Annotated in this window: 14 protein-coding genes; 12 read left to right on the top strand and 2 right to left on the bottom strand. The window is 74.9% G+C overall.

The window, feature by feature from the left end; translation table 11 throughout:
* Positions 1-1,395, top strand: a complete 1,395-nt coding sequence (locus GXB85_RS11100) for a DUF58 domain-containing protein (protein ID WP_370524179.1) — start codon at positions 1-3, stop codon at positions 1,393-1,395.
* Positions 1,392-2,045, top strand: a complete 654-nt coding sequence (locus tag GXB85_RS11095; protein WP_161917713.1) for a hypothetical protein — start codon at positions 1,392-1,394, stop codon at positions 2,043-2,045. Before GXB85_RS11100 ends, GXB85_RS11095 begins: the two co-directional genes overlap by 4 nt.
* Positions 2,046-2,071: 26 nt before the next feature.
* On the opposite strand, the gene GXB85_RS11090 is transcribed toward GXB85_RS11095, so the two are convergent.
* Positions 2,072-3,082: an EamA family transporter gene (locus GXB85_RS11090; protein ID WP_161917712.1), complete on the bottom strand. Its 1,011-nt coding sequence runs from the start codon at positions 3,080-3,082 to the stop codon at positions 2,072-2,074.
* A gap of 131 nt (positions 3,083-3,213) precedes the next feature.
* On the opposite strand from GXB85_RS11090, the gene GXB85_RS11085 reads away from it, so the two are divergent.
* From GXB85_RS11085 to GXB85_RS18260, 3 genes are all read left to right on the top strand, one after another.
* On the top strand, positions 3,214-3,474 hold the full coding sequence (locus tag GXB85_RS11085) for a hypothetical protein (protein WP_161917711.1): 261 nt from the start codon (positions 3,214-3,216) through the stop codon (positions 3,472-3,474).
* Positions 3,471-4,919, top strand: a complete 1,449-nt coding sequence (locus tag GXB85_RS18265) for a hypothetical protein (RefSeq protein WP_161917710.1) — start codon at positions 3,471-3,473, stop codon at positions 4,917-4,919. Before GXB85_RS11085 ends, GXB85_RS18265 begins: the two co-directional genes overlap by 4 nt.
* A gap of 166 nt (positions 4,920-5,085) precedes the next feature.
* A complete protein-coding gene (locus GXB85_RS18260) occupies positions 5,086-5,658 on the top strand; it encodes a VanZ family protein (protein ID WP_161917709.1) in 573 nt (190 codons plus the stop codon).
* A 12-nt stretch (positions 5,659-5,670) separates the two neighbouring features.
* Here GXB85_RS18260 and GXB85_RS11070 read toward each other — a convergent pair whose 3' ends face one another.
* The gene (locus GXB85_RS11070) at positions 5,671-6,057 is read right to left on the bottom strand and encodes a phage holin family protein (protein WP_161917737.1); all 387 of its coding nucleotides are present in this window, start codon (positions 6,055-6,057) and stop codon (positions 5,671-5,673) included.
* Between the two features lie 85 nt (positions 6,058-6,142).
* Here GXB85_RS11070 and hisC point away from each other — a divergent pair, with 85 nt between their 5' ends.
* The 7 genes from hisC to GXB85_RS11035 all read left to right on the top strand — a co-directional run bounded on the left by hisC (position 6,143) and on the right by GXB85_RS11035 (position 14,483).
* On the top strand, positions 6,143-7,252 hold the full coding sequence (gene hisC / locus GXB85_RS11065) for a histidinol-phosphate transaminase (RefSeq protein ID WP_161917708.1): 1,110 nt from the start codon (positions 6,143-6,145) through the stop codon (positions 7,250-7,252).
* A gap of 518 nt (positions 7,253-7,770) precedes the next feature.
* Positions 7,771-8,520: a cysteine hydrolase gene (locus GXB85_RS11060; protein ID WP_161917707.1), complete on the top strand. Its 750-nt coding sequence runs from the start codon at positions 7,771-7,773 to the stop codon at positions 8,518-8,520.
* The gene (locus GXB85_RS11055) at positions 8,520-9,239 is read left to right on the top strand and encodes an AmiS/UreI family transporter (RefSeq protein ID WP_161917706.1); all 720 of its coding nucleotides are present in this window, start codon (positions 8,520-8,522) and stop codon (positions 9,237-9,239) included. The genes GXB85_RS11060 and GXB85_RS11055 overlap by 1 nt, the downstream gene beginning before the upstream one ends.
* Before the next feature lie 71 nt (positions 9,240-9,310).
* Complete coding sequence (locus GXB85_RS11050) at positions 9,311-10,414, top strand: AAA family ATPase (RefSeq protein ID WP_161917705.1); 1,104 nt, start codon at positions 9,311-9,313, stop codon at positions 10,412-10,414.
* A gap of 264 nt (positions 10,415-10,678) precedes the next feature.
* Positions 10,679-11,797, top strand: coding sequence for a pyruvate dehydrogenase (acetyl-transferring) E1 component subunit alpha (gene pdhA, locus GXB85_RS11045; RefSeq protein WP_370524178.1), 1,119 nt, complete (start codon positions 10,679-10,681; stop codon positions 11,795-11,797).
* Entirely contained in the window at positions 11,794-12,795 is a 1,002-nt protein-coding gene (locus GXB85_RS11040; RefSeq protein ID WP_161917704.1) for an alpha-ketoacid dehydrogenase subunit beta, read from the top strand. The genes pdhA and GXB85_RS11040 overlap by 4 nt, the downstream gene beginning before the upstream one ends.
* 89 nt (positions 12,796-12,884) lie before the next feature.
* Positions 12,885-14,483 (top strand): dihydrolipoamide acetyltransferase family protein, encoded by a 1,599-nt coding sequence (locus GXB85_RS11035; RefSeq protein WP_161917703.1) that lies wholly within the window; start codon positions 12,885-12,887, stop codon positions 14,481-14,483.
* The last annotated feature ends 2 nt before the right edge of the window (positions 14,484-14,485 follow it).

Raw genomic sequence — 14,485 nt, 5'->3', positions numbered from 1 at the left:
GTGACCTACGAGCCCGTCGACCCCGACGCCCCGCGCGAACCCACCGGGCCCCGCGCGGGTGACGTGCCGCCGGACGACAGGTGGCCGGCCTCGCCGCGGCTCGTGCACGTGCTGGGCGTGGGGCTCGTGCTGCTGGTGCTCGGTGCGGTGAGCGGGCGGCCCGACGTGATGCTGCTGGTCGCCGGGCCGGTGGTGGGCGGGCTCGTGGCGCTCGGTGCACGGCCGCGCGGGATGCTCTGGGCGGACGTCGAGCGCATCGACGCCGACGACGTGCCCGGGACGGAGGCCGCCGGCGCCCCAGGGGGGCGACCCCGTGCCGTTCTCGCGGCGCGGCTGCACCTCGCGGCACCGCCCGGCACGGACGCGGCGCGTGTGCGCGTGAGCCGCCCGGGCCACGGCGCGGTCGAGGCGCTCGTCGACGTGCCGCTGCGGCGCGAGCTCGACGTGACCGCGGCGTCGGTGCGGACGGGCGCGCAGCCGCTCTTCCGGGTCGAGCACCAGGGCGTCGGCGGGGGAGCGGCGCTCACCGGGCCCGTGGGCGAGGCGCCGGCCGACTCGGTGCTCGTGCTTCCGCGCGGTCGCACCATGCCGGCCCTGCCGCTGCCGTCGCGGCTGCGCGGCCTCACGGGTCAGCACGAGGCCCGGCGTCCGGGCGACGGCGGCGGGCTGCGCGACATCCACCCGCTCATGCCCGGAGAGTCGATGCGCCGCGTCGACTGGCGCGTCACGGCCCGTCGGTCGCCGGGGCTCGAGCAGCTCTACGTGCGACGCACCCTCACGTTGTCCGAGGCGCTCGTGACCCTCGTGGTGGACTCGCGGGACGACGTCGGGCCCGATCCCGCGACGTGGAGCGGCACGCGCCTCATCCGGCCCGACGACGCCACGAGCCTCGACCTCGCGCGCCAGGCCGCGGTGACCGTCGCCGAGGGCTACCTCGCGGCCGGGGACCGCGTGGGCGTCGAGGACCTCGGGGTACGTCGTCGGGCCCTGCGGGCCGGAGCGGGGAGACGGCACCTGGACCGCGTGGTGCACCAGCTCGCCGTCCTGCGTCCCGAGGGCGAGCCGCGGCGCCGCCTGCGCCCGCCGCACGTGCCCGCCGGCTCGCTCGTCTACCTGTTCTCGACGTTCCTCGACCCCGAGCCCGCCGAGCTCGCCGTGGTGTGGCGGCGCGCCGGGCACCGCGTCGTGGCCGTCGACGTGCTCCCGCGGCTGCGCGAGCAGGGCATGGACAGGCGCGAGAGGCTCGCGCTGCGGATCGTGCGGGTCGAGCGGCAGGACAGGCTGGCCGACCTGGTGGGCGCGGGCGTCGAGGTGGTCGAGTGGGCCGACCCAGGCCGCGCGACCGCTCGCCTCCAGGTGCTCTCGCGCCGCTCGCACGCGCGGGGCTCGGCATGACGCGCCTGGTCGACCGCGTGCGGCGCAGGCTCGGCATGCGCGTGCGCGACCCTGAGGCCGTGCCGCCCCCGCCCGCGGTGCGCCTCGTGCTCGCGGGGGCCGTGCCGGGCGCCGTGGTGCGGCTGCTGCCCTCGGCGCTCGTGCTGCTCGCGGTCGCGCTCGCGGCGCCGCACCCGGTGCTGTGGCTCGGGGGGCTGGCGGCTGCGGTGCTGGTCGCGTGGCGGCCGGCGTGGCCCACGGTGCCGGTGCTGCTGCTCGTGCTGGGCGTCTGGCTGCTCGGCGGGGAGGACAGGCTCACGCCCGCGCGGGTGGCCGGCGGGGGGCTGCTGGCGGTCGCGGCGCTCGTCGCGGTGGTGCACCTGCTGGTGCGGATGGCGGCCCTCAGCACGCACGTGACCTGGGACGGCCTGGTCGAGGTGCCGGTGCTCCTGCGGCTGCTGCGCTCGGTGGCGGGCATGCAGGTGGTGGTCCAGGCGCTCGTGCTCGCGACCGTGTGGCTGCGCGGCAACCTCGGCCTGTCGACCCTCGGGCAGGGCTGGGTGCGACTGGTCGCGGCCGTGGCCGTCGTTGCGGTGGTGCTCGTGGTGCTGCCGCGCCCCTGGCTCGTGCGCCGCCCGCCCCGCATCGAGGAGTCCGCTCGCTACGACTGACCCGGCGCGGCGCGGTGCGGCCTGGCTCAGCCGAGGACGGCGTCGGGCACCGGCGGGACGGTCGGGCGTCGGCGCGCCGTCTCGGCCAGCGCGACGCCCACGAGCACCACGACACCGCCCACCAGCTGCACCGGCGTCATCGACTCGCCCAGCACCACCCAGGCCGTGGCCGCTGCGCCCACCGGCTCGAGCATGCCGATCACCGCGGACCGGCCCGGGCCCAGGCGTCGCACGCCCACGAGCACCAGCACGTACGGGATGACGGTGCCGAGCACCACGACCCACGCGACCAGCAACCACAGCGGGACCGCCACGTCCAGGCCGGCGGGCAGGGCGACGTCGTCGGCGAGCACTCCCGAGTCGAAGGTCCACAGCGGCTGCGCGACCATCCAGAACAGCGCGGCGAAGACCAGCGACCAGGTCTGGGTCGAGAGCGGGTCGCGGCGGCGCACGAGCCGGTCACCCAGCACGTAGTAGGCCGCGAGCGACACCGCCGCGCCACCGGCGGCGACGAGGCCCAGCAGGTCGAGCCGCACGTCCGGCCCCACCTGGGCCACGAGACCCAGCCCCGCGACGCACGCCGCGAGCGCCCACCACACACGTGCGCGCACGTCCTCACGCAGCACGAACCGCGCCCACAGGGCGACCAGCACCGGCGCCGTGAACTCGATCAGCAGCGCGAGCCCCACGGGCAGGCGTGAGATCGCGACGAAGTACAGCCACTGCACCATCGCCATGCCGACCACGCCCAGCAGCGCGAGGCCCGCGAGCTCGCGCCCGCGCGGCAGCCGGGCACGCGGGGTCACCACCAGCACGACGACGACGAGCACCACGGCAGAGCCCACCGAGCGCAGCTCGACCAACCGCTCGGGGCTCAGTCCCGACTGCATCGCGAGCTTCGACACCGTCCCGTTGACGGCGAAGAGCAGGGTGCTCACGAGCACGGCGCCGACGCCGACGGCGGTGCCTGCGGTCCCCGACGACGCGGACCCACCCGACGGCGACGCGGTGCCCGGGCTCACGGAGGGCGCGCTCACGAGCGCGAGCATAGGACCGTCCCCAGGCCGGTCTCGCCGGCCTTCTCCCCAGGTGGGACGGGCTCGTGCCCGGCGGGGTCCTGAGCCCCACCTAGCGTCCCGACCGGTCAGCCGAGAGGGAGGGGGCGCGCGTGGGTGCGACGAGCGAGGCGCAGGCCGCGTTGCGGCAGCTCGACGAGCAGGTGGGCGAGGCGGTCGCGGCGCTGCGGGCGTGCGCCGGGGTCGACTGGACGGGGCCGGCCGCGCGCGGGTTCGCCGCGCGTGTCGAGGAGGACCTGGCGGGGCTCGCCCGGGTCGCGAGGCACGTCCCTGCGGCCGGTGCGCTCGTGCTGCGGCACGGCCGCGCCGTGGACGAGGCACGCGCAGCCCGCCTGGTGGGGACGGGAGCGTGAGCGACACCGGCGGGATGACCGTGGTCGGCGGAGCGGGCGGCACGGCGGCGCAGCTCGAGGAGCTCACGGCGCTCGCGCGCCGGCTGGGTGGTGTGGCGACGCTCCTCGACGGCGCGCACGTCCACGTGCGTCGGGTGTCCCGCATGGTCGAGGCCACGTGGGACGAGTCACCGGGCACGGCGGCTGCCGCGCACGGTGCTGCGCAGTCCCTCGACGTCGGACGCAGCGGACTCACCACGGCGGCGACGGCGGTACATGCGCTCGCCGACGCCGTGGCGCGGGCCGCCGAGGCGTACCGGCGCGCCGAGGACGACGCGCTGGCCCGGATGCGGCGCGTGGTGGTGGCCGGCGGGTGGGCGCTCGGCGAGGCGGGGCCGGGGGCGTGGCTGCTCGCGGGCGCCGGTCTGCGTCTCGTGCTGCCGTCGGTGCTGCTCGCGACCGGGGCGGTGCTGCTGAGCGGGCGCCGGCCGACGGGGGCTCAGCTCGAGGTGGTGACGGCCGGGGCCGCGGCGTTCGGGCTCGGGGCGGTGCCGGGATGTGTCCCGCCCGGCCAGGCACCGGTGGGCCGGCTCGCGGGCGCCGTCGGCGGCGGGCTCACGGCCTACGGCAACGCCACGGGGCGACCCTCGACGCTCGTGGTCGCTCCGGTGCTCGGTGCACCGGCCCTGCGGCCGACGACGGCGCCGCGTGACCTCGGCACGGTGGTGCGCCGGACCGCCGAGCTCAGCCCGAGCCGCGGCGGGCCTCCCGGCACGGTCGCGGTGCAACGGCTCGACCACGCGGACGGGCGTCGCACGTGGGTGGTCGCCGTGCCGGGCACCCAGAGCACGAGCCTCGGCGGTGGGCGCAACCCGCTCGACATGGGCTCGAACCTGCGCCTGGTCGGTGGCCGGGCGAGCGACTCCTCGCACGTGGTGCGGCAGGCGATGGAGCGCGCCGGGGTCGAGCCCGACGAGCCCGTGCTGATGGTCGGCCACAGCCAGGGCGGCATGGCCGTGATGGACGTCGCGGGTGACCCGGCGCTGCGCGACCGGTTCGACGTCGCCGCCGTGCTCACTGTCGGTTCGCCCGTGGCGCACCAGCCGCTGCCCGCCGACGTCGAGGCACTGCACGTCGAGCACGTGCAGGACTACGTGCCCGCGACCGACGGCGCCCCCAACCCGGCGGACCCGCACCGCACCACGGTGCACGTGGACCTCACCGAGGCTCCGTCGGCCGAGCAGCGCGCGGCCGCTCTGAGCCCGGTCGCGGCGCATGAGGCCGACCTGTACGCGCGGACCGTGGAACGGATCGGCGCGCTCGACGACGTCTCGCTCGCCCGGCACGAGGAGGCGGTCGCCCGTGTGCTGGGCGACGGGTCGGCGACCGGCACCACGCAGCTGTGGTCGGGCACGCGCGTGCCCGACGGCGTGCGTGGGGACAGGGGCGGCGGCGGTGGGTTCTGAGCCCGGAGCGGCCGGGAGCGATCTGGCTCACGCGCATGCGACCCGCGACGGCGCTGGTCACCTCCCGATCCGACCCCGGGTGGATGCCGCTGGTGTGCCGGTCGTGCGACGGTGCCCGGGGCCGGTCCCTCGACCCGCCCGTCCCCGAGCAGGAAGAGCAACGCCCGTGTTCCGGCAGGTCCCCGTCCTCCCCGTCGTCCTCCCGCTCGCGGCCGTCGCGCTTGCCGCGCTCCTGTGGTCGCTGCACCGACGCGGTCGGCTCACCGTGCAGCGGGGGGCCGTCGCGCTGGCGCTGTGCGTGTACCTCGCCGGGATCGTGGCGAACACCGTCTTCCCGATCTTCCTCGACAAGCCGGTCGGTGACGCGCCGTGGAGCAGCCAGCTCGTCCTGGTCCCGTTCGCCGACTACGAGGTCGCCGACGCCGTGATGAACGTGGCTGTCTTCGTGCCGCTCGGCGTGCTGCTCGCGCTGATCCTCGGGTGGTCGCCGTGGTGGCGGCCGGTCGCCGCATCCGCGGCCGTCAGCCTGGCGATCGAGGTTCTCCAGCTGCTCACGAACCACTTCCTGGGCAGCGGTCACGTCGCCGACGTGAGCGACCTGCTCTCGAACGTCGCCGGTGGCGCCGTGGGCGTCGCTCTGCTCGCCGGGGCCGCGCGCACGTCATGGGGCCGGGTGGCGGTCACGGCTTTCCGGTGGGACGCCCCTGGCGTCGAGACGCCGCTCCCCGTGGGCCGGTAGCCGGGCGACCCGTCAGCGCTTGTCGCGCGCCCCGGGGATCACGACGCTCAGCAGGAAGCTCGCGATCGAGATGATCAGGGCACCCAGCACCGCGGTGCCGAAGTTGTCGATCCGCAGGCCGTAGTCGGTCTGCTCCGAGAGCCAGGCCGTGAGCATGAGCATGAGCGCGTTGACCACGAGCGTGAACAGGCCCAGGGTCAGGATGTACAGCGGCAGCGAGAGCAGCTTGACGACGGGCTTCACGATCGCGTTGACCAGCCCGAACACGAGCGCGAGCACCAGGAACACGATCACCGTGGTCGCGGTGTCGTCGCCGCCGATCACCTCGAGGCCGGACAGCATGACCGTGGCGAGCCAGATCGCGGCGGCATTGATGATCACGCGCAGCAGGAAGCTCATGGTCGTCATGCTTCCACGAACGGGCGCCGGCGCGCAGGTGCCCGGGGCGCACGGGTGAGCGGCACGACGTCGTCGGCGGCGGTGCATGGGCGGTACACGTGCACGGTGGCATCCTGAGCGCGTGACGACCTCCCCCGTGCCGCCGCTGCGGCAGGCCGTGCAGCAGATCCCCGCCTACGTGCCTGGCGCCCGCCCGCAGGGCGCCTCGGCGCACAAGCTGTCCTCCAACGAGAACCCGTTCCCGCCGCTGCCCTCGGTGCGCGCCGCCGTCGAGCGCGCAGCGGGCGACCTCAACCGCTACCCGGACATGTTCGCGACCGAGCTGGTCGGTGCCCTTGCGCGCCGCCACGGCGTCGAACCCGCACAGGTGGTCGCCGGTACCGGCTCGGTCGCGGTGCTGGGGCACGTGCTCCAGGCCGTGTGCGACGCGGGCGACGAGGTGGTCCACGCGTGGCGCTCGTTCGAGGCGTACCCGATCCTCGTGGGCCTGCAGGGTGCCGTCGGTGTGCGCGTGCCGCTCGACGCGCACGGCGGGCACGACCTCGAGCGCATGGCCGACGCCGTCACGCCGCGTACGCGTGTGCTCATGCTGTGCACCCCGAACAACCCGACCGGCCCGGCGCTGCACCACACCGAGGTGCTCGACCTGCTCACGGCCGTGCCGCAGGACGTGCTCGTGGTGCTCGACGAGGCGTACGTCGAGTTCGTGCGCCAGGCCGACCCGCTCGACAGTCGCGCCGTGCTCGCGTCGCACCCGAACGTCGTCGTGCTCCGCACGTTCTCCAAGGCGTACGGGCTCGCGGGCCTGCGCGTGGGCTACGCGCTCGCGCACCCCGAGGTCGCGCGGGGCATCCGCACGGCCTCGACGCCGTTCGGCGTGAACCACCTCGCGCAGGTCGCGGCACTCGCGTCGCTCGAGGCGGCCGACGAGCTCGCGCAGCGCGTGGACGCCGTCGTCGCCGAGCGCGAGCGGCTGGTGACCGGGCTGCGTGCTCAGGGCTGGACGGTGCCCGACGCGCAGGGCAACTTCGTGTGGCTCGCGACGGGTGCCCGCACGGCCGACCTCGCGGCCGACGCCGCCGCGCAGGGCGTGCTCGTGCGCCCGTTCGCGGGTGAGGGCCTGCGCATCAGCGTGGGCGAGCCGGCCGCGAACGACGCCGTCCTGCACGTCACCTCCGCCTGGCCGACCACCTGACCGCGGCGGCACGGGTGCGGGCCGCCCCCGCGCGCGTGCCGGGTGCCGCCACGCGTCTCGGAGCGCGGGACGCGGGGTTCCGGTGCGTGGATGCGCGCGAGTACGGTCCGACCGTGAGCACCGCAGGGGAGCACCTGACCGACGCGCCGTCGCGCGCCGTCGTCCGGCTCGCACGCGCGACCGGACCTGCCGTCGCCTCCTGTCGAATGCCCTGCTGAGTCCCGCACGAGCGGGCCACCCCACGCCGACGACGGCGTGCGGTGCCGTGACCTGAGCCGCTGACGTCCGTCCCGGCCTGGTCACCCCCTGAGTCGCCGCCGCGCGCGCCCGTCGCCCGGCCGTGACTCCGCCCCGAGGTCCCGCCTGCGCGCGGCCCTCGCTCCGTCGCACGCACGGTGCCGTGGCCCTGCCGCGTGCCCGAGCCGCGCCGTCGTCGTGCACGCGCACCGTGCCGACCCCGTACCCGCTGTGCCATCCGCCTGTCCGCCCGCCCGGGCGCCACCACGAGAGGACCGACCATGACCGTCGTCGACACCACCCGCACCACGCCGCTCGAGCCCGCACCCCTTCCCGCCGAGGCCGCGGACTTCCCGCCCACCAACCACGCGTCGATCCCGCCGCTTCCCGAGCACTGGCGCAAGCTCGACCTGCGCGAGGTGCTCAGCCGCCCGGCGGCGTTCCTGTCCGTGAGCCAGTCCAACTCGCTCTACCGGCCCGGCGGCGCGCAGTACCACGAGGCCCACGCTGTGCGCGGCAGCCTCGAGGCGACCGTGCGCTCGGTGCAGGCCGCCCGCCGCGCCCCGAACTTCGTGTCCTTCAACTGGATCGGGTACTCGATCTTCCGCGACGGCTACCCGCAGACGGACTTCGACCGCGCCCAGTACTCGTCGTGGACGGGCCACATCGACGCGACGCCCGAGCAGATCGCGTGGGACGACGCCCTGGTCGACGAGCTGCGCGAGCTCGTCGAGCCGGGCGACAACGAGCTCTACGAGCGCGCGCTCCAGACGGCGTTCGTGGGGACGGACCTGCCCCTCGAGCTCGCCCGCAAGCGCGTCGAGGTGGTCGTGATCACCGGGATCCACCTCGACTGGTGCATCGAGGGCAACGCGCGCCTGGCACGCGACCATGGCCTGCTCCCGATCGTGATCGGCGACGCCACGGGCGCCCAGCACCCGAGCCAGGAGCCGGCGACGTTCGAGCGGATCAGCAACTTCTTCGCGCCCGTGATCACGTCCGAGCAGTTCGTCGAGCTGGTGTCCCGCTGATGGGGAACGTCGGCCTGCTCCTGGTGGGTGTGGTGCTGCTGGTCAACGGGCTGAGCTCGCTCGGCGTCGTCCCGGCCCGCAGCGCGGCGCCGCTCAACCTCTTCGTCGGCGCCGTACAGGTGGTGCTCCCGACGATCATCCTGGTCCAGCACGGCAGCGACCCGGCCGTGCTGAACGCGACCTGGCCGAGCTACCTGTTCGGGTTCACGTACCTGTGGTTCGGGCTGCAGATCCTGTACTCGATCGAGCCGCAGGGCTTCGGGTGGTACTCGGCGTTCGTCGCCGCGATCGCGGGGTACCACGCGGTGCTGTCGATCGGCACCGACCCGGTGTTCGCCGTGATCTGGGCGACCTGGGCCGTCATGTGGTCGCTGTTCTTCGTGCTGCTCGGCCTGGGCCGCACGCAGGTGGCCGGCTTCGACCTGGGCCGGTTCACCGGCTGGTTCCTGGTGTGGCTCGGCGTGCCGACGTGCACCGTCTCGGCGCTGTTCCTGCTCCAGGACCGCTGGACCACGAGCCCGACGGCGGGGCTGGCCGCGCTCGCGGGGCTGCTCGCCCTGACGGCGCTGTCCGTCGCGCTCACGCGGGTCGGCGCACCGCGCCTCGAGGCGGCCTCGGCCGGGCAGCTCGCACCGGACCAGGGCACCCCGGACGAGGCCACCCCCGGCCAGGGCACCCCAGCCGAGCGCCTCGAGCCCGCGCTCACGACGAGCGCCTGAGTGACCCCCGCGGCCGGGCCCCGATCGACGGGCCCGGCTCGCGGGCGGGTGGTGGTCGGTACGGTGCACGGGTGATCCGGACGCTCGCGGTCGAGGGGTACCGCTCGCTGCGGGAGCTCACGCTCGAGCTCGGTGACCTGACCGTCGTGACGGGCCCGAACGGCAGCGGGAAGACCAGCATCTACCGCTCGCTGCGCCTGCTCGCCGACCTGGTGCGCGAGGGCGCGATCTCGACGCTCGCCCTCGAGGGCGGCATGCAGTCCGCCCTGCACGCGGGCCCGCGCGAGCGCGGCAGCGTCGCGATGCGGCTGGGGTTCGCGAGCGACGACCTGTCGTACGCGATCGATCTGGGCCTCCCGCAGGGCGGGCCGTTCCCGCTCGACCCGGAGGTCAAGGTCGAGGCCGTGTGGTCCGGGCCCGTGCTCCGCCCCGCGACGCTGGTCGCGGACCGCAAGGGTCCGCGGGTGCGCACCCGGGACGACGACGGCGTGTGGCGCACCGCGGACTGGAAGCTCGCCGCGCACGAGTCGCTCATGGCCGCGCTCGCGGACCCGTCCGAGACCCCCGAGCTCTACGCGATCCGGCAGCAGGCCACCGGCTGGCGCTTCTACGACCACATGCGCACCGACGCCCAAGCGGGTGCCCGGCGTCCCGGCGTCGCGACCTTCACGCCGGTGCTCGCACCCGGAGGGGAGGACCTCGCCGCAGCCCTGCTGACGATCGAGCGCGTGGGAGCGGGCGCGCTGCTCGCGAACGCCGTCGCGGAGGCCTTCGACGGTGCCGACCTCTCGATCCCGGTGGACGAGGACGGCGTGTGCCGCATCGCCCTGCACCAGCCGGGCCTGCGGCGACCGCTCGGCGCTGCGGAGCTCTCCGACGGCACGCTGCGGTTCCTGCTGCTCGCGGCCGCGCTGCTCTCGCCCCGACCGCCGTCGCTCCTGGTGCTCAACGAGCCCGAGTCCAGCCTGCACCCCAGCCTGGTGCCCGCGCTCGCGGCCCTGATCAGCTCGGCGAGCGAGCGCAGCCAGGTGGTGGTGGTGACGCACTCGGCCGAGCTGGTGCGCGGTCTGCGACCGGAGGCGGAGCTCGTCGAGCTGTCGCGCACCGGCGCCGCGACGTCGGTCGAGGGCCGGCTCCGCTTCGAGGGCCCCGCCTGGACCTGGCCCAAGCGCTGACCCCGCCCAGCCCTGAGCTACCGCCGAGATCGGCCTTTCCGTCGCTTCCCGGCCGTGCCGAGCGACAGAACGCCCGATCTCGGCGGAAGGGGTCCGGGTGGACAGGGTGCGCGCGAGGGAAGAGCGTTGGAGGGTGCGTACAACGGTGTCGCCCGGAGGTTTGTGGGACCAAGCACCCCACAACCTACGGAGCCGTAGCCTACGCTGACGTAAGTTGGCCTGCCGCTCCCGTCCCGGCACCCCCGGACCCCCGGAAGGACCCGTGTGAACGAGCCCGACCTCGTCCAGCTCCTCAGCCCCACCGGGCACCGAGCGGACCCCGACGCCCACCCCGACCTCGAGGCCCGCGTCGCGCACCTCGACGCCGCCGCCCTTCGCGAGCTCTACCGCGACATGGTGCTGGTGCGGCGCTTCGACACCGAGTCCACGAGCCTCCAGCGCCAGGGTGAGCTCGGCCTCTTCCCGCAGGCGCTCGGCCAGGAGGCCGCGCAGGTGGGCTCGGGCCGCGCGATGGCCCGGCAGGACTACGTGTTCCCGTCCTACCGCGAGCACGGCGTCGCCCACGTGCGCGGCGTGGACATGGTCGACGTGCTGCGCCAGTTCCGCGGCATCGACCACGGCGGCTGGGACCCGGCCGAGCACAACTTCCACCTGTACACGCTCGTCATCGGTTCGCACACGCTGCACGCCACCGGGTACGCGATGGGCGTCCAGCGCGACGGTCTGGTCGGCACAGGCGACCCCGAGCGCGACACCGCCGTCGTCGCCTACTTCGGCGACGGTGCCACGGCCCAGGGCGACACCAACGAGGCCTTCGTCTTCGCGGCCGTCAACAACGCGCCGCTCGTGCTGTTCTGCCAGAACAACCAGTGGGCGATCTCGGAGCCCACCACCAAGCAGTCGCGCGTGCCGATCGTCGAGCGCGGCCGCGGGTTCGGGGTGCCGAGCGTGCGCGTCGACGGCAACGACGTGCTCGCCTGCTACGCCGTGACGGCCGAGGCGCTGGAGCGGGCGCGCACCGGCGGCGGCCCCACCTTCATCGAGGCGTACACCTACCGGATGGGTGCGCACACCACGTCGGACGACCCGACGCGCTACCGCTCGGCCGCCGAGGAGGAGGAGTGGCGCCGCCGCGACCCGATCGACCGGCTGCGGCTGCACCTCGAGCAGCTCGGCGCGCTCGACGGCGAGTTCCTGGCCGAGGTCGAGGCGCAGGGCGAGGCCTTGGGCGAGCGTCTGCGCCGCGAGGTCCGGGCCATGGCGGCGCCGTCGTCGGGCTCGATGTTCGAGCACGTGTACGCGACCCCGCACGCCGGGGTCGAGGCCGAGCGCGCGTGGTTCGCCGAGTACGAGGCGCTGTTCGTCGAGGAGGGCACGCGATGACCGGGACGACGACGGCGACCACCGAGCGCCTCACGCTCGCCAAGGCGCTCAACCACGGCATGCGCCGCGCGCTCGAGAACGACCCCAAGGTGCTCCTCATGGGCGAGGACATCGGCCAGCTCGGCGGGGTGTTCCGGGTGACCGACGGGCTGCAGAAGGACTTCGGCCCGGACCGCGTGGTCGACACGCCGCTCGCGGAGTCCGGCATCGTCGGCACGGCGGTGGGCCTCGCGATGCGTGGCTACCGGCCGGTGTGCGAGATCCAGTTCGACGGCTTCGTCTTCCCCGCGTTCGACCAGATCACCACCCAGCTCGCCAAGGTGCACTACCGCTCGCGCGGCCGCATCAGCCTGCCCGTGGTGATCCGCATCCCCTACGGCGGGGGGATCGGCGCGGTCGAGCACCACAGCGAGTCGCCCGAGGTGCTGTTCGCCCACACCGCCGGCCTGCGCGTGGTCTCGCCCGCGACGCCGTCGGACGCCTTCACGATGATCCAGGAGGCCATCGCCTCACCCGACCCGGTGATCTTCCTCGAGCCCAAGGGTCGCTACTGGGACAAGGGCGACGTCGACACGAGCCTCACCACGGGCGGCGGGCTCGACGGCGCCCGCGTGGCGCGCGAGGGCACGGACGTCACCGTGGTCGCGTACGGACCGACGGTCGCGACCGCGCTGCGGGCCGCCGAGGCCGCGGCCGCCGAGGGCACGAGCATCGAGGTGGTGGACCTCCGCAGCATCTCGCCCATGGACACCGCGACCGTCGCCGCGTCGGTACGCCGCACGGGCCGCTGCGTCGTGGTGCACGAGGCCCCCGTCTCCTACGGCAGCGGCGCCGAGCTCGCCGCCCGCATCACCGAGGAGTGCTTCTACCACCTCGAGGCACCCGTGCTGCGGGTGGGCGGCTTCCACACGCCCTACCCGGTCGCGCGGCTCGAGCACGACTACCTGCCGAGCCTGGACCGCGTGCTCGACGCCGTGGACCGCGCGCTCGCGCACTGACGCCCGCGACGGGGCCGACGACGTGACCTGACGTCCCGACCGGCCCGGCCAGAACACCCGACCACGACCACCGCACCGAGGAGCCACCAGTGCCGAGGTTCGAGCAGTTCCGACTCCCCGACGCCGGCGAGGGCCTGACCGAGGCCGAGATCGTCGAGTGGCGCGTCGCCGTGGGCGAGCGCGTGACCGTCAACCAGCCGCTGCTCGAGATCGAGACGGCGAAGTCGCTGGTCGAGCTGCCGAGCCCGTACGCGGGCGCGGTGCACGAGCTGTTGGTCGAGCAGGGCGCGACCGTCGAGGTCGGCACCCCGATCATCGTCATCGACACCGATCCGGAGGCCGGCCCGGCGCCCGCCCCCGAGGGCGGCGTGACGGACGCGGCCGACGACGTCGTGCCCTCGCCGCGTGGCGAGGCCGGTCCCGCTGCCCAGGACGTGGGCGGCCAGGCCGCCGACGACGTCGCCTCGGGTTCCGGTGGGGGCAGTGGTGCGGTGCTCGTCGGCTACGGCGTGCCTGAGCACGCGACCGCGCGGCGGGCCCGCCGCGCGGGACCGGCGGACCGCGCGTCGGCGGCGGACGAGGCCGCAGCTGTGCGGCCGGCGGGGGACCCGGTGGCGGACGGCGCCGAGGAGACGCCGCCCGGCGGGACGCCGGGGGTCGGGAACGACGCGCCGTCGTCGGGCGGGTCCGCGGGCCGGGGCGCGGTCGCTGGATCGCCGTCGTCGGCCGGGGGGCCGAACGGGAACGGCCGAGGTGCGAGCACATCGTCGTCGGGTGAGCGGAACGTGATCCTCGCGAAGCCCCCGGTGCGCAAGCTCGCGCGTGACCTGGGCGTCGACCTCGCGACGGTGAGCCCCACGGGTCCTGGCGGGATCGTGACGCGCGAGGACGTGCTCGCGCGCAGCAAGGAGAACGAGCCGCAGACCCTCGCGACGTACGCGAGCGACGACCAGCCGTGGCTCGCGTCGGGCACCGTGACGCAGGACGGCCGCGCGACCCGCGTGCCGGTGAAGTCGGTGCGCAAGCGCACGGCCGAGGCGATGGTGTCGAGCGCGTTCACCGCCCCGCACGTCTCGGTGTTCCACACGGTCGACGTCACCAAGACGATGCGCCTGGTGAGCCGGCTGCGCGAGGACCGTGAGTTCGCCGACGTGCGTGTGACGCCGCTGCTCATCGCGATGAAGGCCGTGCTGCTCGCGGTGCGGCGCCACCCGGAGGTCAACGCGAGCTGGCAGGACGAGACGCAGGAGATCGTCTACAAGCACTACGTGAACCTGGGCATCGCGGCGCAGACCCCGCGGGGGCTGATCGTCCCGAACATCAAGGACGCGCACCGGCTGAGCCTGCACGACCTCGCGCTCGCGCTCGCGGACCTCACGTCGACCGCGCGGGCCGGGCGCACGACACCGGGGGACATGAGCGACGGGACCATCACGATCACGAACGTGGGCGTGTTCGGGATCGACACGGGCACGCCGATCCTCAACCCGGGGGAGTCGGCGATCCTGGCGTTCGGGGCGATCCGTGAGCAGCCGTGGGTGCACAAGGGCAAGATCAAGAAGCGGCACGTGACGCAGCTAGCGCTGTCGTTCGACCACCGCCTGATCGACGGCGGCCTGGGGTCGCGGTTCCTGGCCGACGTCGCCGCCGTGCTCGAGGAGCCGGGTCAGGGCCTGGTCTGGGGCTGAGG

It is taken from the genome of Cellulomonas sp. APG4 (assembly GCF_009996735.1).
Taxonomy (GTDB): domain Bacteria; phylum Actinomycetota; class Actinomycetes; order Actinomycetales; family Cellulomonadaceae; genus Actinotalea.
Note: the sequence above shows the minus strand (reverse complement) of the source record. Positions and strands in the feature narration are given on the sequence as shown.